The following is an 18,005-nucleotide window of genomic DNA, read 5'->3' on the forward strand; positions in this document are numbered from 1 at the left end:
GAGCCGCTTCCCTGAAAGGTTAGCACCGGGCAAGAGCGGGAAAAACAGGATCATGCGCGAATTTATGATTGTTTTAACTAATCTTTAATCTACTTAAAGTTGTATTAAGCCTGTTCATGTATCTACGGGGAACAGGCTGGCAATGGCCTACAGGATCGAGAAGCTCACATTTGACGGGGCAGTGCCGGATTGGAACGGAAAGCCTTTTGCCACGGCGGCGGCCCCGCTGAGTTTCGCCGGCGCGGATCATGACGCGATCTATCTGGATGATGGGGACGAGAAATTCAGTCCCGGAAAATATTTTCAGCTTACCGCTCAGCGGCTTCTGGTCGATTCCGAATTCGGCGGCACGATAGCGGGCGAAGGCAGCGTGCTGACTTATGACCCGGCCAAGGTCATGAGGATTCAGGATATGACCAGTGAAGGATATTACTATGTGATGTTCCCGCATATCGCGCCCCAGAATAACGCCAAGGCGATACTGATCGGAGACAAGACAACCGTTCTGATCATGCCGCTTTCGGATTCGACACCCCCTTTCGATCCGGCAAGGAGCTTTGCTCCGATCGCGACCCAGAGCGTGAACGAAATCCGGATGAGCCCGGTGACAATTCCGGAATCCTATCTGAGCGTCCCCTGCTTCGCGACAGGGACATTGATTGAGACCGCATCCGGGCCGCGCCCTGTGGAACACCTGACTGTCGGCGATCTGGTTCTAACACGAGACCGCGGCCTGCGCCCGGTGTGTTGGGCCGGAACGCGCATGCTTTCGGCAAGGCATCTCGATATTTCACCCAATTTGCGGCCGGTTCTGATCCGGGCGAATGCGCTTGGGAACGGGCTGCCCGATCGCGATCTTGTCGTGTCTCCGCAGCATCGGGTCCTGATCAGTTCGAAAATCGCGCAACGCATGACCGGCACAGGCGAGGTTCTGATTGCGGCAAAGCATCTTTGCCGCATGACCGGTATCGGGTTCCTCCGGCCCGAAGGCGGAATCGGCTATCACCATCTGCTGTTCGACCAGCATGAGCTGGTATCTTCGCATGGGTGCTGGACCGAATCCATGTTCACCGGAGCACAGGCTATGAAATCCGTCGGCCCCGCCGCCCGAAGAGAATTGCAGGCTCTTTTCCCGGAGTTGTTTACCGAAAGCGCACCGAAAACCCCGGGCGTCCGCAGATTCATGTCAAGGCGCGAGGCGCAGGAACTGACCCGGCGCCATCTGAAAAACAGAAAGCCTCTGTTCGCCTGACGCGGATCAGCCGGCCCTTCTGCACGGCCCGGCTGATCCGCATTGTAAGGTTATTGAGGTGTCGCAACGTCCTGTGCGTCACCACTATCGGCCTCACTGGACTGAGCCTCATCGCCAAAAACAGTGATGCGACCATCGAGGCCCGGCACAAAATCCGGCCCCTGACGGATAATATATTCCGCCAGCACATCCGCCAGATCCGGCCCGAAATCATAGGCTTTCATGCCATTGGTTTCGAACACATCATACCCGTCGCCACCGTTCCGCATATAATTGTTCGAGACGACCCCATATTCGGCCTGAGCGTCAATCTCGGCCCAGGCACCGTCCTGCATCACCTGAACATCGCTGATCCGGCTTCCCGGCTCTGCTGCGGGATCAACCGTATATTTCAGCCCTGCGACCTGAGCGAAACGGCCCGCGCCTTCCTCCATCTGGCTGGCACCGTTCTCAAGCGCCACCACCACATCCGAGCCTTTCAGCAGGAAAGTGGACAGCGTATTCTGGAAGGGCAGAACCGAGATCACCTCACCCATTGAGATCGGCCCTTCATCAATGGATGCCCGCAGACCCCCGCCATTCTGAATGGCGATATCCATGCCCTGATCCCTGACACGATCCAGCATCGCATCCGCCACAAGATTGCCCATGACACATTCGCGGAAACGACAATCCGCCCTGTCGGCACCAATGGGCACTGCGGTTTCGGCGACGATCCGGTTCTTCAGCTCTTCAATCGGGGCAGCAAGCTCACCGATCCGCGAGAGGATTTCGGGATCGGGTTCGACCGAATTATCGATCAGGATCGGTTCGCCCTCGGCCGAGACGACATTGCCCGCATCGTCGAATGTCAGCTTGAGATGGCCCAGATATTTGCCATAGGACCCCGCCTGAACCACAGGAACCTTCGTCCCGCTGGCACCGTCGACCATCGTCGGATACGGGCCTTCGGCGGCATCGTCGGTATTCGACAACAGGCTGTGCGAATGACCGCCGACCACGGCGTCCAGCCCCGGCACCTGCGCCGCGATCTCCTGTTCACGCTGATACCCGATATGTGTGACGGCGATGATTTTCGTCACGCCCTGTTCGGTCAGCGCCTCAACCTCGGCGGTCAGCGCGTCGATATCGCTCTGAAAGATCAGCGCATCGCCCGGAGAACTGATCTCGGGCGTGTCCATCGTCGTACCGCCGACGACCCCGATCTTTTCGCCGCCCAGATCGATCACCGCCGATCGCGTCAGCTTGTCCTTCAGCAGATTCGACTGGCTGGGATCGATATTGGCCGAGAGAATCGAGAAATCGGCCCTGTCGATCAGCGCCGCCAGACCTTCCGGGCCGTCATCGAATTCATGGTTTCCAACCGCCATCGCTTCATAGCCGAGACGATTCATGAACTCTGCCGCAGCCTCGCCCTTATAGGTCGTGTAAAACAGGCTGCCCTGAAACTGGTCTCCTCCGTCGAGAAGCAGGACCGGCTGATCTGCTTCCCCGAATTCTGTACGAAGCTCGGCAATCTTTGTTGCCAACCGCGCGGTGCCGCCGAAGCATTCCCCTGCTTCCTCGGTTTCGGTGTCGCAGGTCGAATCATATGCGTTGATCGATTCGATCCGGCTGTGAAAATCATTCGTGTGCAGGATATGCAGGACCGATTCTGCCTGCGCCGCACCGGCAAACAGGGCCAGACCGGCCACAGAGGCCATAAAGCGGGTCATCGTCATTTCAATCTCCCCGAAGATTTCTACTGTACGTCCGCATCGGCAACAGCTTGGCCCGGGCTCTGCCCCACGTCAAACCTGCAAAATGTAAAAAATACGTTGCGGTAAGGAAGCGGCGGATCGCCACTTGACCCTGAGCCGGGGACAGCGGAAATTCGCAGCATGTTGATCTTCAAAGTATTTAGAGCAGCCGAATGGGCTGAACTTCAGGCAAGCGGCACAAGCGCGGGTGCCCCCGTCGATCTTGCCGACGGCTATATCCATTTCTCGACCGCCGCGACCCTCGCCGGGACGCTGGAAAAGCACTTCGCGAATGAGGACGGGCTGCGGCTTCTGGCCTGCGATCCGGCCCTGATGGGCGATGCGCTGAAATGGGAGCCATCGCGCGGCGGCCTGCTCTTCCCGCATCTCTATCGCAAGCTGCGGCTGGATGAAGTGCTCTGGTCGCGCGATCTGCCGCTCGGGCCGGACGGGCATGTGACCGGAGAACTCGAATGACCCTGATTGAGCGGCTTGGCATGCAGTTCCTGTTCCGCATGGATCCGGAACGCGCCCATGATCTGTCGATCAGCGCCCTGTCCAAGGGGCTGGTGCCGATGCCGGGCCAGCCCGTGACCTCGCCCCGGCTGAAGACAAGGCTGGCGGGGATGGATCTGCCCAATCCCGTCGGTCTGGCAGCGGGCTATGACAAGAATGCGAGGGCGGTTAACGCCCTGATGGGTGCGGGTTTCGGTTTTATCGAATGCGGCGCGGCGACTCCGCGTCCTCAGCCCGGCAACCCGAAACCGCGCCTGTTCCGGCTGACCCGCAATCAGGCCATTATCAACCGGTTCGGCTTCAATAATGACGGGGCCACGATCATCGCGCAGCGTCTGGCCGCGCGGGGTCCCGGTGTGCCGGTCGGCCTGAATATCGGAGCCAACAAGGACAGCACCGACCGCGCGGGCGATTTTGCCGAGGTGGTACGCATCGCGGGCGAAGCGGCGGATTTCCTGACCGTGAACGTATCCTCACCGAATACCGAGAAACTGCGTGATCTGCAGGGTGCCGAAGCGCTGTCCGCACTGCTGGCAAATGTCATCGCGGCAAGGGACGCCCTGCCCCTCCGCCGCCCGGTTTTCGTCAAGATCGCGCCGGATCTCGACGATGCCGCTTTGGCCGATATCGCCAATGTCGCGAAAACCGTCGGAGTGGACGGGATTATCGCCACCAATACCACGCTGTCACGCGACGGCCTGACGGACCCGCAGGCAACGGAAGCGGGCGGGCTTTCGGGACGCCCCCTGTTCAAACGCTCGACCCGGATTCTGGCGCGGCTTTATCGCATGACCGGTGGGCATATCCCGCTGATCGGTGTCGGCGGGATCGGAAGTGTCGATGATGCATGGCAGAAACTTCGCGCCGGGGCGAGCGCCGTCCAAATCTATTCCGGGATCATCTATGGCGGCTTCTCACTGGCCGCCGAAATCGCTCGCGGTCTGGATCAACGTGCCGAACAGCACGGGCTGACCAGCCTTTCGGAACTGACCGGCACAGGTCTGGATGACTGGCTGGAAGCCAAATGAGGGGTTTCCGGCCGGTCATCTGACCCAATTGAAGACATCTTAGATCCGGAGTCGAGCGGCAGCCGAAAATACCGTTCCGCTTGCATCCCGGACCCTGCATGGGCATCTCTTCCATAGATAACAGGCGAGAGCTCATGGATAAGATCACCCTGCCCGAACGGCCCGGTTGGCGCGAGCGTGCTGCTGAGTTGGGATTTACCTTCGCAGATATGGGCGGTGCGCCCTATTGGGACGAGACATCGGCCTATCGGCTGACCCTTCGGGAAATCGAAGACAGGATAGAGGACCCCGCGACCGAGCTGCACGGCATGGTGCGCGAAGCCGTGGCAACGGCTCTTGCCAGCGATGAATGGCTGACCCGGATGGCGATTCCCCCGGAATACTGGGACTTCATCGCCGATAGCTGGAAGGCGGAGGAGCCCGAGCTTTACGGGCGGATGGATCTATCCTTTGACGGAAACGGGCCGGCGAAGCTTCTGGAATATAATGCCGACACGCCGACATCGCTTTACGAATCCGCGTCATTTCAGTGGCTGTGGCTGGAAGAGCAGCAGCAACTGGGCGTGCTCTCGCCCGATACGGATCAGTTCAACGGGATTTATGAGGCACTCGTGATGCGATGGGCGCAGATCGCGGCCGAGGGTGAGGATATCCATTTCGCCGCCGACAAGAACAACCCCGAGGATTACGCCACTGTCGAAGCGCTTGCTTATGCGGCGCGTGAAGCGGGTATGGGTGCGCATTTCACGGATCTCTCGGAGATTGGGCTGACCGATGAGGGGCAGTTCGCCGATGATGAGGACCGGGTGATCGGCACCTTGTTCAAGCTCTACCCCTGGGAGGATATGCTGCGCGACGCGTTTGCGCCCAATCTGGCATCCTCCGGCACGCGCTTCATCGAGCCTCCGTGGAAAGCGGTCGTCTCGAACAAGGCGATCCTGCCCCTGTTGTGGCAGATGTTTCCCGGCCATCCGAATCTGCTACCCGCATTTTTCGAGGCGGATATCGCCGATGCGCTGAAAGGCGGCATCCCGCCGCGGTCAATCGCCAAAGCCTTCGGCGAGGCCGAGGAGCTGCTTCAGGCGGGCCGCGTCAGCAAGCCGATCTTCTCGCGTGAGGGGGCGGGCGTGGTGATCGAGGAAGCCGGACGGCCCGTTGAACGCGCCCCGGATACCAGCTATGACGATCACCCGAGGATCATTCAGGCACTGGCTCCGCTGCCCGAATATGGCGGGTTCTATCCGGTCATCGGGGCGTGGATTGTTGGACAAGCCTGCGTCGGCATGGGTATACGCGAAGATGAATCCCGCATTACGCATAACATGTCCCGCTTCAAGCCGCATTTTATCGAGGACTGATCATGACCGCTCCGATCCGTAAACGCTCGCGCCACGTCGCATTGTTTCTTGCCGGCACCGCCGTTCTTGGCCTTGCCGCCTGCGAAGAGGAAAAGACGGATGCCGCCGCTTTCCCCGATCTGGAAAGCTGCGTCGCCGAGGCGCAGCAGGGCTCGCTGTTCTTCACCGAAGAGGATTGCCGTACGCAATTCGCGCAGGCCGAGCAGACACATCTTGAAACCGCACCGCGCTATGATTCCAAGGAGCTTTGCGAGCAGGAACACGGTGCGGGCAATTGCGAGGGCGATCCGGCTGCGCAGAACCAGTCCAGCGGCGGTTCGATCTTCATGCCCATGCTGATGGGCTATATGATCGGGTCGATGCTGGGTGGCGGGCGCGGGGTGATGTCGCAGCCAATGGTTGGCACCTCGCGGGGTGGTTATGCGACACCGGATGGCAAGCAGACATTCGCCAATAATCGCGGCACCGGGCGCGTGGCAGGTTCTGCCTTTACGAAGGGCCCGGCGACAATCGGCAAGGCACCGATGACACCGGCTCAGGTCAGCCAGAGGGGCGGATTCGGGGCGTCCTCCACCGCCCGCAGCGGTGGTGCCAGAAGCTATGGCGGCTGACCCCGGCGCTTTGGCTTCGCGCTTGCGGCGCCGCGCAGGACAAGCTGCCACACAAAGAAAAACGGCGCCCTGAGGCGCCGCATTCCATAAACAACCTGTCAGGCTTGGATCAGACCGCGCCCTTGATGAAGTTCACGGCGTCGCCGAATGTCTGGATGGTTTCGGCAGCGTCGTCCGGGATTTCAATGCCGAACTCTTCTTCGAATGCCATCACCAGCTCGACGGTATCGAGACTGTCTGCACCGAGATCGTCGATGAACGAGGCGGATTCAACTACCTTGTCCTCATCCACACCGAGATGCTCGACGACGATTTTTTTCACGCGATCAGCGATATCGCTCATGTCTGTTCCTCATATTCGCGGGCATCTGCCCAAGGGTTGCGGCCAGGCCGCGATGCCGGGGCGAACCCCAGGGCCTCAATTCGGGATATAGCAGCGGATCGGGTCCATGCAACCGCTTTCGCCTGTTTTTCCGCGTCGTAACGATGCAAAACCTGCCTGAATTGGCATGTCCGGCAAGATCATGCCGGAACCCGGCAACCGGGTCGGCGCGGGGCGTCAAAAATCCCTATGATCTTCAAATCATTGCCATTCCGCCATTGACATGCAGGGTTGCGCCGGTGACGTAACCGGCCTGTGGGCTGGCCAGATAAAGCGCAGCGGCGGCAATGTCTTCCGGCGCACCCATCGCACCGGCGGGGATCTGCGCCAGAATCTTGCCCTTCTGATCCTCATTCAGCTTGTCGGTCATCGCCGTCGCGATGAAACCCGGCGCAATGCAGTTCACGGTGATATTGCGGCTGGCGACCTCATAGGCCAGAGATTTCGACATGCCGACCAGCCCGGCCTTGGCGGCGGCGTAATTGCCCTGCCCCGGATTGCCCGTGGTTCCGACGACGCTGGTGATATTCACGATCCGGCCCCACCGCGCCTTCATCATGCCACGCAGCACCGCACGGCACAGCCGGAAGCTGGAGGTCAGGTTGACGTCGATCACCTGCGCCCATTCCTCATCCGACATGCGCATGAAGATGTTGTCGCGGGTGATCCCGGCATTATTGACCAGAATATCCACCCCGCCCATTGCCTCGGCGGCGGCTTTCGGCAGCGCCTCGACCGCCTCGGCATCGCCCAGATTGGCCGTGACGACATGAGCGCGGTCGCCCAGTTTTCCGGCCAGTTCGTTCAGCGGGGCCTCTCGTGTGCCCGATAATGCGACGGTCGCGCCCGCCTTGTGCAGCGCCTCGGCAACCGCGCCGCCAATACCTCCGGATGCGCCGGTGATAAGGGCACGTTTCCCTGTCAGATCAAACATATGTCTCTCCTGTCTCGAAAGAGGCGGCCTCAAGCGCCGCCCGGCAGTGAATTTCAACCGTGTCGAAAACCGGAGCCGCGACATTCTTGTCATTCAGCAGCAGGCCGACCTCGGTACAGCCGAAAATGATGCAATCCGCCCCGGCTTCAATCAGCGCGGCAGCGGCGTTTTCATAGATGCGGCGGCTGTCCTCAAGGACCTGATCGCGGACCAACTCATCGAAGATGATGCGATGAATTTCGGTGCGGCTTTCCGCATCGGGGATCACTGCGGCCAGCCCCGCCGCCTCCAGCCGGTCGCGATAGAAACGCCGTTCCATCGTATAGGCGGTGGCGATCAGGCCGGGGCGCTTCAGCCCGGCCGCGGCAATGGCATCGGCCGTCGCATCGGCGATATGGATCAGCGGCAGATCGGTCGCCGCCGCGACCTGATCGGCGACCAGATGCATCGTATTTGCGGCAATCACGATTAGCCCGGCTCCGGCGGCCTGAAGCCCCCGCGCCGCATCGGCCAGAACCTCGCCCGCGCCTTCCCAGTCAGCATCCTGCTGCATCTGGGCGATTGTTGCGAAATCGACCGAGTGCATCAGGATGCGGGCCGAGTGCAGCCCGCCCATCCGTTCCGCAACCATCCGGTTCAGCGTCGCATAGTAATGCGCCGTAGAGACCCACGACATGCCGCCGAGAATGCCGATAGGCCGCATCAGCCGTCCTTGAGCGCCGCGATATCGGCAGGGGTTCCGACGGCACGGGTTTCCGCGCCTTTCGCGATACGCTTGATCATGCCCGACAGCGCCTTGCCTGCGCCGATCTCCCAGAATTCGGTGACGCCCGCACCCGCCAGAAATTCGACGGATTCGCGCCAGCGGACGGATCCGGTGACCTGCTCAACCAACAGGCGACGGATCGCGCCGGGCTCGATCACCGGCTCGGCGCGGACATTGGCGATGACCGGGACCGCCGGGGGCTGGATATCGACCGCCGCCAGAGCATCCGACATCGCGGCAGCGGCAGGCTGCATCAATACGCAATGGAACGGGGCCGAGACCGGCAGCATCAGCGCCCGTTTCGCACCGCGTTCCTTGGCGGCGGCAGCGGCGCGTTCGACCGCCTCTTTATGCCCGGAAATCACCACCTGCGCCGGGTCGTTGTCATTCGCCGCCTGACAGACCTCATCGCCCGCCGCCTCACGCGCGATTTCATCCACTGTGGCGAAGTCCAGCCCCAGTATCGCCGCCATCGCGCCAACACCGACCGGCACCGCATCCTGCATCGCCTGACCGCGCAGGCGCAGCAGGCGGGCCGTGTCCTCAAGGCTGAGCGCACCCGCCGCGCATAGCGCCGAATATTCACCAAGCGAGTGACCCGCGACATAATCCGCCTGCGCGATATAGATGCCCTCGCTTTCAAGCGCCCGGAAGGCGGCCATGCTGGTCGCCATCAGCGCAGGCTGCGCGTTGCGGGTCAGGGTCAGTTCATCCGCCTCGCCCTCCCAGATCAGTTTGGAGAGGTCTTCGCCGAGCGCCTCGTCAACCTCGCGGAAGACATCCATCGCGGCGGGATAGGCCTCGGCCAGTTCGCGGCCCATGCCGATTGACTGAGCGCCCTGACCGGGAAAAACGAATGCACGCATGATCTTGCCCCTTTCGACGTTTCAACCGTCCTAACCCGGCGAAAGAGGCGCAGCAATGTCAAAGGGGCGCGGACCATATCGGACCGCGCCCCCTCACAAGACCTGCGATGCAGGATCAGCCGACCAGTTCGAGGCCCGAGAAGAAGAAGGCGATTTCGCGGGCTGCCGATTCCGGGCTGTCCGAGCCGTGGACCGAGTTTTCGCCTTTGGACACAGCGAATTCCTTGCGGATCGTGCCGTCGGCGGCCTCTGCCGGATCGGTCGCGCCCATGACTTCGCGGTTCTTCGCAATGGCGCCTTCACCGGCCAGAACCTGCACCACGACCGGCTGAGAGGACATGAACTCGACCAGCTCGCCATAGAAAGGGCGTTCGCTGTGTTCGGCGTAGAAAGCGCCAGCCTGTGCAGGCGAAAGATGGATGCGCTTCGAGGCGACGACGCGCAGGCCGGCATCCTCGAATTTCGAGACGATCTTGCCGGTCAGGTTGCGCTTGGTGGCGTCGGGTTTGATGATCGAGAGGGTCAGCTCGGTGGCCATTGGAATGCTCCGTCATAGGGGCGCGGAGGGTTCCGCGCGGCAAATCTGCGCGGCTCGTATCACGGGTTCGGGAGGTTGAAAACCCGTCTCTGCGCCCGCCGGAAAAGGCGCTGCGCAGCCCGCACGCCGGATGTACACAGCCCGTACACGGATCGTACACCGCCCATCCGACCAGCGGGACGCGCCCGAACGGCAAGCAGGCGCGGGCCACAGCGATTGACAAGCCGGGCGTGGCAAGCGATGCGGGCGCATGCTGCGGATCGACGACATATCATATTCCATCGCCGGGCGTCCCCTGCTGGAGCACGCCTCTGCCACCATCCCGGACGGTCATAAGGTCGGGCTTGTCGGGCCGAATGGCGCGGGCAAGACGACTTTGTTCCGGCTGATCCGGAATGAGCTGGCTCTGGATGGCGGCTCGGTTACGGTGCCGTCCCGGGCGAAGATCGGCGGAGTGGCGCAGGAGGCTCCGGGGACGGCGCACAGCGTGCTGGATACGGTGCTGGACGCCGATACCGAACGCGCTGCGCTAATGGCCGAAGCCGATACCGCGACCGATGCGGGCCGCATTGCCGAGATCCAGACCCGGCTGGCAGACATAGATGCCTGGTCCGCCGAGGCGCGAGCCTCGACCATCCTCAAGGGCCTGGGATTCTCGGATGCGGATCAGCGGCGTCCGAGCGCGGATTTCTCGGGCGGGTGGCGGATGCGGATCGCGCTTGCCGGGGTGCTGTTCGCTGAGCCTGATCTGCTGCTGCTGGATGAGCCGACCAACTATCTGGACCTTGAAGGCGCGTTATGGCTGGAATCCTATCTGGCCCGCTATCCGCATACGGTCATCGTCATCAGCCATGACCGGGGGCTGCTGAACCGCGCCGTCGGTCATATCCTGCATCTCGAAGAGCGCAGGCTGACGCTTTATACCGGCGGCTACGACATCTTCGCCCGGACCCGGGCCGAGAAACGCGCCTTGCAGGCCGCCGAGGCGAAAAAGCAGGACGCAAGGCGGGCGCATCTGCAAAGCTTCGTGGACCGGTTCCGGGCCAAGGCGACCAAGGCCAAGCAGGCACAGGCCCGGATCAAGATGATCGCGAAGATGGAGCCGATCACCGCCCCGGAAGAGGCGAAATTCCACCGTTTCAGCTTCCCCGAACCGGAACAGCTTTCCCCGCCCATTATCGCGATGGAAGCGGTCAGCGTCGGCTATGGCGAACGCGCGGTACTGCAGCGGCTGAATCTGCGGATCGATCAGGATGACCGCATCGCATTGCTGGGGCGGAACGGTCAGGGAAAATCCACCCTGTCGAAGCTGCTGGCCGAGCGGCTTGCGCCGATGGAAGGGCAGATCACACGGTCGTCCAAGCTGCGGATCGGCTATTTCGCGCAGCATCAGGTGGATGAGCTGGTGCTGACGGAAACGCCTCTGAACCATGTGCGCCGCCTGCGCCCGGATGAGGCGCCGTCAAGGCTGCGGGCGCGACTGGCCGGGTTCGGGCTGATGGAGGCGCAGGCCGAAACCCGGGTGGGGCAGCTTTCCGGCGGGCAGAAGGCGCGGCTCTCGCTGCTGATCGCCACGATCGACGCGCCGCATCTGCTGGTGCTGGACGAGCCGACCAACCATCTGGATATCGAATCGCGCGAGGCGCTGACCGAGGCGCTGAACGATTACAGCGGCGCGGTGGTTCTGGTCAGCCATGACATGCATCTTCTGTCTCTGGTCGCGGACCGGCTTTGGCTGGTCGATCAGGGCGGGGTTGCGCCGTGGCAGGGCGATCTGGACGATTACCGCGCGATGCTGCTGCAAACCCCCGAGGACAGGCAAGCGAAGCCCGCCCCTGCCCCGAAACCGAAACGCGCCAGCCGGGATGAGATCCTGGAATTGCGGGCCGAGGCGCGGAAGGCCGAAGCCCGTGTCGAAAAACTGACCGGGATGCTGGACAAGATCGGCGAGAAAATGGCCGATCCGGGGATTTACGACGATGCCGCCGAGGTCGAGAAATGGGGCCGCAAACATGCCGAGGCCTCCGAGGCGATGGGCCGGGCGGAAGCGCTGTGGATGGAAGCGATGGAGCGGCTGGAGCGGGCCGAGCGCGGCTGAGCCGGATCATCTGTTGCGCTGTGGTCACGGGTTGCCATGCGCATTCCCCGGGCGACCTCACAATCTTGATTTCCTTACCCGGGAATGCCACATAATCCGGTATAGCTGCCCCTGTTTCCAGTTCGGGAATTCATCAATGAAAATCGTCCTGCCGCTGATCGTCGCCGCCTCTGTAGCTACGCCGACACTGGCGCAGAGCTTCGACGATGCGACCGTTGTCAATCGTCGGCAGTCGGTTTCGCTGGATGTAGGCCTCGGGGCGGCCGTCAAGCCGACCTATCCGGGTTCCGACGAAACGGATGTCGTTCCGTGGTTCATCCTGCGCAATCTGGAAATCAACGATTCGACCGGCAGAGAGCAGCAGGGTTTTTCCTTCGCGCCGAATCTCGGCTATATCGGCGAGCGTGACGAAGACGACGACGACCGCCTGCTGGGTCTGGACGATATCGACCCTGCTTATGAAGTCGGGGTGCGCGTCAGCTATCACAGCGGCCCGATGCGCAGCTATCTGACCCTGCGCAAGGGGTTCGGCGGGCATGAGGGGCTGACCGGCGAATTCGGGACGGAATACCGCATCGACGCATCCGACCGCCTGACCCTCTGGGCCGGGCTGGAAGCCGGTTATGGCGATGACGAATTCAACGATACCTATTTCGGCATTTCCGCGACTGACGCATCTTTCAGCGATTACTCGGAATATTCTCCGGGTGGCGGCATCAACTCGGCCTCGGCCAAGCTGGAAGCCCGTTACGATCTGACCCCGAAAACCGCTCTGCTGGGTGAGGTCAAATATACAAGGATCATCGGCGACGCCGCCGACAGCCCGATCACGCTGGACGAGGACCAGCCCTCGGTGCGTCTGGGCATCGTGCGCAAGCTGAATTTCGAATTCTGATCACGGCCCGATGGGCGGCTGATTCAGGCTGGTTGAACAGGGGCGGAGTGACCGCCCCTTTTTCGTGGCCGATCCGGTTTCTTTTAAACCGGGGATTAACCAGCCACGCCACGCAGTAATTTCTGCCGGGACGGGGGAATCGTTGCGATTTCCAGCCCGGTGAACACATGCAGCGTGCCGAGCTGTTCATCGACAACGGCATGATCCGACACCCAGCCTCCCATCAGCAAATAGCTGCGCAGAAGCGGCGGCAACCCTGCCTGGGCGCGTCTCGGATCGGGTTTCATCCGGCGCAGGGCGCGGGCGAAACGGAAGACTTTGGGCGATTTCACCCGTGGCAGCCAGCGGCGCGGTGCCAGATGACGCTCTTTCAGCAGGGCGAATGTGTCGGCATAACCCTCGGTATCGGTGCCGATGAAAGAGGAGCATCCGAACAGAAGCTGCACGTTATTGTCGTCGACGAACCGGGTCATCGCCCCCCATGCGACGCGCAGAATATCGGGATCGGCATGTTCGGGATGGATGCAGAAGCGCCCCATCTCGACCATCGGGCCCTGAAATTCTTTCAGCCGGTTCAGATCGTAATGACTGGCCGAATAGCTGCGGCCGATCTCGGCCCCGCTTGCCAGCAGCATGAAGCGGAAGGTCGCGAGCAATTGCCCGCTGCGCTGATCGTGGATCAGGACATGGTGACAGGCATCGTCGAACGCATCCGCATCCACCGCCAGACCGTCATCATCGTTCTGGCCCCGCTTGCCCATGAAAGCCAGCCAGCGAAGCCTTTGAGCCGCGCGAAGATCCTCGGCACTTTCGGCCAGCCGCACCTGATAGCGACCCTTGTTCAGCATCATCAACCGCTCTCCACCGGACTGCGCCGCGCCCTTGTCACCTGCTGCCATAATCCTATCTTGTAACGGTGGCGCAACAGGAGAGTTTCATGGCCAAAGTAAAGAAAACCGATGCAGAGTGGCGCGCACAGCTCAGCGAAGAGGAATATTACGTCACCCGTCAGGCGGGAACCGAGCGGCCTTTTTCGCATGAAGGCTTTCCGAAGGATGCCGGTTATTTCGCCTGTATCTGCTGCGGTGCGCCTTTGTTCACGCAGGATGCGAAATTCGAAAGCCATTGCGGCTGGCCGAGTTTCTCGGCCCCCGGAGGCGAGATCGACGAGCATCGCGATACCAGTCACGGCATGGTGCGGACCGAGGTTCGCTGCCATGAATGCGACGCGCATCTGGGTCATGTCTTCCCCGACGGCCCGCCGCCCACGGGGCAGCGCTATTGCATTAACGGCGTTGCGATCAGATTCGTCCCGGCAGAGGGCTGATATGCCGGACCGGGGGTTTCACACCCCCGGACCCCCGTGAGGTACTTGCACACTGAAGATATGCGGGAGGTGGTCATGCCGGATGTCGCCGGGGGGGGGGTTTATGCGGGAAGCTTCGATTCGACGCTGCAGGGGAACCCGATCGTGTCGGGATCTGACATTGTCAGGATTGCCGGAATTTCCGGGCATGGTCCGGCATCCGAGCGATGAGGCGGGCTGAGCCTGCTTAGCCCTGCTGCGGCGCGTCGTCTTCCGCCGGGACATGATCCGGCAGATCGTCCCCGAGAACGCCTTCGATATAGAGGCGCTGCACCAGTACCATCGCCACCACCATCAGCGGCGCGGCAACCAGAATGCCCGGAATCCCGAACAGAACGCCAAAGCCGATCACGCCGAAAATCGTCATCACCGGCGGCAGCCCTGCGGCTTTCCTCTGGATCAGCGGCATGATGACATTGCCCTCGAATTGCTGGACCGCAACGAACAGCAACAGAACGTAAAGCGCATCGCGCGGACCCTGCGTCAGCGAAAACAGCACCGCAGGAACGCCGGACAGGAACGGTCCGATATAGGGAATGGCATTGGTCAGCCCGGCAATGATTCCCAGAACCAGAGCAAGGGGAATATCCAGCAGCCACAGCCCGCCCCCGGTCAGAACCGCCACGATCACCATGTCGAGGGACTGCCCGGCGAACCAGCTCCATAATTTGTCGCCGATCTCACGCAATATCTCTCCGGCATGTTTGCGCTGACCAAGCGGAACCAGCCGCAGAACGCCCGAAACATAGGGTTTGGGGTTCAGCGCCAGAAAGATCGCCACGGTCAGCACCAGCACGAGATTGGCGACGCCGCCGATCACGGCATTGACCGTCCCGCGCAGGAAACCGAAAATCCCCATCACCGAATTCGCGAAAGAGGGCCGCATAGCGCCCGAACTGGAAGCGGAGCCCCCTGCTGCATTCGCGCCGCTCTGCGCATCCTGCGACACTCTGTCGAACAGGAAATTGCCGATTGCCGAGCTGTTCAGCCAGTCGGTGATCTGTTGCCATGCCTGAGGGATCGCGGCGATAAGCTGCCGCATCTGCTGAGAAATCTGCGGCCCGGCATTCATGACCAATGCGCCGAAAGCCAGAACGACAATCCCGAGCACCAGAAAAACGCCGACCGTCGCCGAAACCGGCAGATGGCTGGTCAGGTAGACAGAGGATTTCCGCAGCGCGATGGCGATCAGGATCGCGGCGAATCCCATCAGCAGGACGAAGGACAGTTTCCAGATCAGCATCAGCATGATGCCGACCGCGAATGTCGTCAGAATGGTCGGAACCGGCACAGGTCGGCGCGACATTTTCAGGCTGCTATCGGCTTCCTCGGTTTCCGGGAGGTCGCGCATCTGGGGCATGTGTTCGTCCTGAAGGCGAAAATCGCGAAAAACAGTCCCTCGCGAGCTGTCGCGCGGGTTAGGTCGTTACTCTTCCAGAATGCTGGAAGGATTGAAATTACCCAGATTGCCGAGAAGCTGACGAATCAGGCTGATCGAGGTAATTCCCGAATCGGTCACGCGGCTGGACAGAACCACGACGCGACCATCTTCAAGCGCGAAACGCTCGATATTCGAGACGGTTCCATCGGTGGCAAAATGAACCGCAACCACCTGACGGTCGATTTCAGCCGGGCGCAGCATCCCGTAATAGCGCCAGCGAGAGCCAACATAATACCAGCCCGAACCCTCAAGAAGCCCCATAGAGGAAGGCCGTCCGATCATCGATTCCAGTTCGAACTGATTGGTTTCACCGACAACGACCTGAGACAGATCGGTTTCAGGCGGCACATAGCCATGATGGCGGTACACCGGCGAACAAGCGGTCAGTGCCAGAGTCATCGCAATAACAACAAGGCTGCGGATTGATATCATACGTCGGTCTTCCCGCCAGTTACACGGCCCCGGTTGACGCCGCTTGCATGGCTTAGCAAACTCGGCCAGCCCGCTCAAGAAGTTCACGGTTAAGTGGACGGAATCCATCTGGAAAGCCTCATGTCTGTATTTTCTCCCCTCTCGGAACGGTTGCGCGTGGCGCATCTGTCGCCCAATCGCGACAATCCGTTCGATATCGCCCCCGATGCCGCGGCACGGCGGGAAATCGCTGCAGAATTATCTCTGTCAGAGTTGCCCCATATGCGGTTTTCGGGTCGGGTTCAGGCCTCGGGCGCGGAGGAATGGGCGCTTGACGGAAAGCTGAGCGCTACGGTGGTGCAACCCTGTGTTATTACGCTGGATCCGGTCACGACGGAGATATCGGAAACTGTCAGCCTGTTATTTTCTCCGCATGTTGCAGCACCGGAGGAAGACGAGGTCGAAATGGGGGATGACAGCGTCGAGCCTCTGGGACAGTGGATCGATATCGGTGCCATTGCGATCGAAGCGCTGTCACTGGCCCTGCCGACCCATCCCCGTGCGCCCGGAGCCGAATTGCCGGAAGACGCCTCGGACCCCGGACCTGAGGAGGAATCATCGCGCAAGCCTTTCGCCGGGCTGGCGGATCTGATGAAGCGCGGCGAGAATTAGAGCGTCAGTCGGATACTGGCTGAGCCTTTTCGGGACGGGGTTTATAGGGCTTCATCCCCTCACGCGCCAATTCGTCGGCACGTTCGTTTTCGGGATGACCGGCATGGCCCTTGATCCATTCCCATGTCACCTGATGGCGTTCCTGCGCCGCATCGAGGCGCTGCCACAGATCGACATTCTTGACCGGCTTTCGGCCTGCGGTCTTCCAGCCATTGCGCTTCCAGCCGTGAATCCAGCCGGTCACCCCGTTCTTCACATAGGCCGAATCGGTAGTGATGGTGATCTCTGACGCGCGGGTAAGCGTTTCCAGCGCGATGATCGCGGCCATCAGCTCCATGCGGTTATTGGTGGTGTCGGCCTCGCCGCCTTTCAACTCGCGCTCTTTGAGGATCTCATCGCCCTTCACGGCCCGCATCAATACGCCCCAGCCTCCGGGACCCGGATTGCCGCTGCAGGCACCATCCGTCCAGGCGAGAAGCCGGGTCATCCATCCAGTCCCTTGTAACGCGGCAGGGCGGCAATACGCGCCAGCCACGCATTGATGGCGGGGAAGCGCTGCATCTCGAATCCACCCTTCTCACCTGCCGTATGCGTATAGCCGTAAAGACAGATATCGGCGAGGCTGACCGCCTCTCCGACCAGCCAGTCACGGCCATGAAGGCGATTCTCCATCATCAGCAGATGCGCATGACCGCGCTCCAGCAACTCCGCCAGACGTTCCGGCGTCGCCTGGCTACGGCGGTGCGGATAGGTCAGCAGTGCGGCCCGGACGGCGACGCTTCCTTCATGCTGATTCTGCTCCCAGAACATCCAGCTTAACATTTCGGCACGCAGAAACGGATCTTCGGGGATAAAGCGGCTTCCCTCTGCCAGCCAGGACAGGATCGCATTCGATTCCGGCAAAACCCGGCCATCCTCCAGAACCAGAACCGGAGCCTTGCCGAAAGGCAGTTGCCCGCTTGTTTTGGCCTCGGCCAGAGAATCGGTCTGATATTCCGTATCGATGATCTCGGCCTCGCGGCCAAGAAGCGCCAGCAAGAGCCGCACCTTGTATGAGTTCCCCGAAGACGGCATGGAATAGAGTTTCATCGTTTCATCCTGGCGAAAATATCCTCTGGGGGTCCGGGGGGCG

At 61.2% G+C, this 18,005-nt stretch carries 20 protein-coding genes; 9 read left to right on the plus strand and 11 right to left on the minus strand.

Annotated features, from left to right (window positions below; genetic code table 11):
- The first annotated feature begins 142 nt into the window (after positions 1-142).
- A complete protein-coding gene (locus PAE61_RS11055) occupies positions 143-1,252 on the plus strand; it encodes a Hint domain-containing protein (RefSeq protein WP_271112443.1) in 1,110 nt (369 codons plus the stop codon).
- A 50-nt stretch (positions 1,253-1,302) separates the two neighbouring features.
- On the opposite strand, the gene PAE61_RS11060 is transcribed toward PAE61_RS11055, so the two are convergent.
- A complete protein-coding gene (locus PAE61_RS11060) occupies positions 1,303-2,973 on the minus strand; it encodes a bifunctional metallophosphatase/5'-nucleotidase (protein ID WP_434803069.1) in 1,671 nt (556 codons plus the stop codon).
- Between the two features lie 159 nt (positions 2,974-3,132).
- On the opposite strand from PAE61_RS11060, the gene PAE61_RS11065 reads away from it, so the two are divergent.
- The 4 genes from PAE61_RS11065 to PAE61_RS11080 all read left to right on the plus strand — a co-directional run bounded on the left by PAE61_RS11065 (position 3,133) and on the right by PAE61_RS11080 (position 6,504).
- Positions 3,133-3,468: a DUF952 domain-containing protein gene (locus tag PAE61_RS11065; RefSeq protein WP_271112444.1), complete on the plus strand. Its 336-nt coding sequence runs from the start codon at positions 3,133-3,135 to the stop codon at positions 3,466-3,468.
- Entirely contained in the window at positions 3,465-4,535 is a 1,071-nt protein-coding gene (locus PAE61_RS11070) for a quinone-dependent dihydroorotate dehydrogenase (protein WP_271112445.1), read from the plus strand. Before PAE61_RS11065 ends, PAE61_RS11070 begins: the two co-directional genes overlap by 4 nt.
- A gap of 134 nt (positions 4,536-4,669) precedes the next feature.
- Complete coding sequence (locus PAE61_RS11075) at positions 4,670-5,893, plus strand: glutathionylspermidine synthase family protein (protein ID WP_271112446.1); 1,224 nt, start codon at positions 4,670-4,672, stop codon at positions 5,891-5,893.
- A gap of 2 nt (positions 5,894-5,895) precedes the next feature.
- A complete protein-coding gene (locus tag PAE61_RS11080; RefSeq protein WP_271112447.1) occupies positions 5,896-6,504 on the plus strand; it encodes a DUF1190 domain-containing protein in 609 nt (202 codons plus the stop codon).
- Between the two features lie 109 nt (positions 6,505-6,613).
- On the opposite strand, the gene PAE61_RS11085 is transcribed toward PAE61_RS11080, so the two are convergent.
- The 5 genes from PAE61_RS11085 to ndk all read right to left on the minus strand — a co-directional run bounded on the left by PAE61_RS11085 (position 6,614) and on the right by ndk (position 9,990).
- A complete protein-coding gene (locus tag PAE61_RS11085) occupies positions 6,614-6,847 on the minus strand; it encodes an acyl carrier protein (protein WP_090522829.1) in 234 nt (77 codons plus the stop codon).
- Positions 6,848-7,082: 235 nt separating this feature from the next.
- Entirely contained in the window at positions 7,083-7,820 is a 738-nt protein-coding gene (fabG, locus tag PAE61_RS11090) for a 3-oxoacyl-ACP reductase FabG (RefSeq protein ID WP_271112448.1), read from the minus strand.
- Positions 7,813-8,523 carry an aspartate/glutamate racemase family protein gene (locus tag PAE61_RS11095; RefSeq protein ID WP_271112449.1) on the minus strand — a complete coding sequence of 237 codons (711 nt, stop codon included), beginning with the start codon at positions 8,521-8,523 and terminating at the stop codon, positions 7,813-7,815. Before PAE61_RS11095 ends, fabG begins: the two co-directional genes overlap by 8 nt.
- A complete protein-coding gene (gene fabD / locus PAE61_RS11100) occupies positions 8,523-9,452 on the minus strand; it encodes an ACP S-malonyltransferase (protein WP_271112450.1) in 930 nt (309 codons plus the stop codon). The genes PAE61_RS11095 and fabD overlap by 1 nt, the downstream gene beginning before the upstream one ends.
- Positions 9,453-9,567: 115 nt before the next feature.
- Entirely contained in the window at positions 9,568-9,990 is a 423-nt protein-coding gene (gene ndk / locus PAE61_RS11105; protein WP_271112451.1) for a nucleoside-diphosphate kinase, read from the minus strand.
- A gap of 250 nt (positions 9,991-10,240) precedes the next feature.
- On the opposite strand from ndk, the gene PAE61_RS11110 reads away from it, so the two are divergent.
- On the plus strand, positions 10,241-12,088 hold the full coding sequence (locus PAE61_RS11110) for an ABC-F family ATP-binding cassette domain-containing protein (RefSeq protein WP_271112452.1): 1,848 nt from the start codon (positions 10,241-10,243) through the stop codon (positions 12,086-12,088).
- Positions 12,089-12,224: 136 nt separating this feature from the next.
- Positions 12,225-12,983 (plus strand): MipA/OmpV family protein, encoded by a 759-nt coding sequence (locus PAE61_RS11115; RefSeq protein WP_271112453.1) that lies wholly within the window; start codon positions 12,225-12,227, stop codon positions 12,981-12,983.
- Positions 12,984-13,078: 95 nt separating this feature from the next.
- Here the strand turns inward: PAE61_RS11115 and PAE61_RS11120 are convergent, their stop codons facing one another.
- On the minus strand, positions 13,079-13,837 hold the full coding sequence (locus PAE61_RS11120; RefSeq protein ID WP_271115137.1) for a GNAT family N-acetyltransferase: 759 nt from the start codon (positions 13,835-13,837) through the stop codon (positions 13,079-13,081).
- An 83-nt stretch (positions 13,838-13,920) separates the two neighbouring features.
- Between PAE61_RS11120 and msrB the strand changes: the two genes are divergently transcribed.
- Positions 13,921-14,310, plus strand: a complete 390-nt coding sequence (gene msrB, locus PAE61_RS11125; RefSeq protein ID WP_271112454.1) for a peptide-methionine (R)-S-oxide reductase MsrB — start codon at positions 13,921-13,923, stop codon at positions 14,308-14,310.
- A gap of 226 nt (positions 14,311-14,536) precedes the next feature.
- On the opposite strand, the gene PAE61_RS11130 is transcribed toward msrB, so the two are convergent.
- Together PAE61_RS11130 and PAE61_RS11135 are read right to left on the minus strand one after the other, a co-directional pair.
- Positions 14,537-15,709 (minus strand): AI-2E family transporter, encoded by a 1,173-nt coding sequence (locus PAE61_RS11130; protein ID WP_271112455.1) that lies wholly within the window; start codon positions 15,707-15,709, stop codon positions 14,537-14,539.
- 66 nt (positions 15,710-15,775) lie between these two features.
- Positions 15,776-16,222 carry an outer membrane protein assembly factor BamE gene (locus tag PAE61_RS11135; RefSeq protein ID WP_271112456.1) on the minus strand — a complete coding sequence of 149 codons (447 nt, stop codon included), beginning with the start codon at positions 16,220-16,222 and terminating at the stop codon, positions 15,776-15,778.
- 120 nt (positions 16,223-16,342) lie between these two features.
- Here PAE61_RS11135 and PAE61_RS11140 point away from each other — a divergent pair, with 120 nt between their 5' ends.
- Entirely contained in the window at positions 16,343-16,873 is a 531-nt protein-coding gene (locus PAE61_RS11140) for a YceD family protein (protein ID WP_271112457.1), read from the plus strand.
- A 4-nt stretch (positions 16,874-16,877) separates the two neighbouring features.
- Here the strand turns inward: PAE61_RS11140 and rnhA are convergent, their stop codons facing one another.
- Positions 16,878-17,360: a ribonuclease HI gene (gene rnhA / locus PAE61_RS11145; protein WP_271112458.1), complete on the minus strand. Its 483-nt coding sequence runs from the start codon at positions 17,358-17,360 to the stop codon at positions 16,878-16,880.
- A complete protein-coding gene (locus tag PAE61_RS11150) occupies positions 17,357-17,962 on the minus strand; it encodes a glutathione S-transferase family protein (protein ID WP_271112459.1) in 606 nt (201 codons plus the stop codon). Before PAE61_RS11150 ends, rnhA begins: the two co-directional genes overlap by 4 nt.
- Positions 17,963-18,005 lie beyond the last annotated feature (43 nt).

Origin of the sequence: Paracoccus aerodenitrificans (assembly GCF_027913215.1) — a bacterium.
Classification (GTDB): domain Bacteria; phylum Pseudomonadota; class Alphaproteobacteria; order Rhodobacterales; family Rhodobacteraceae; genus Paracoccus; species Paracoccus aerodenitrificans.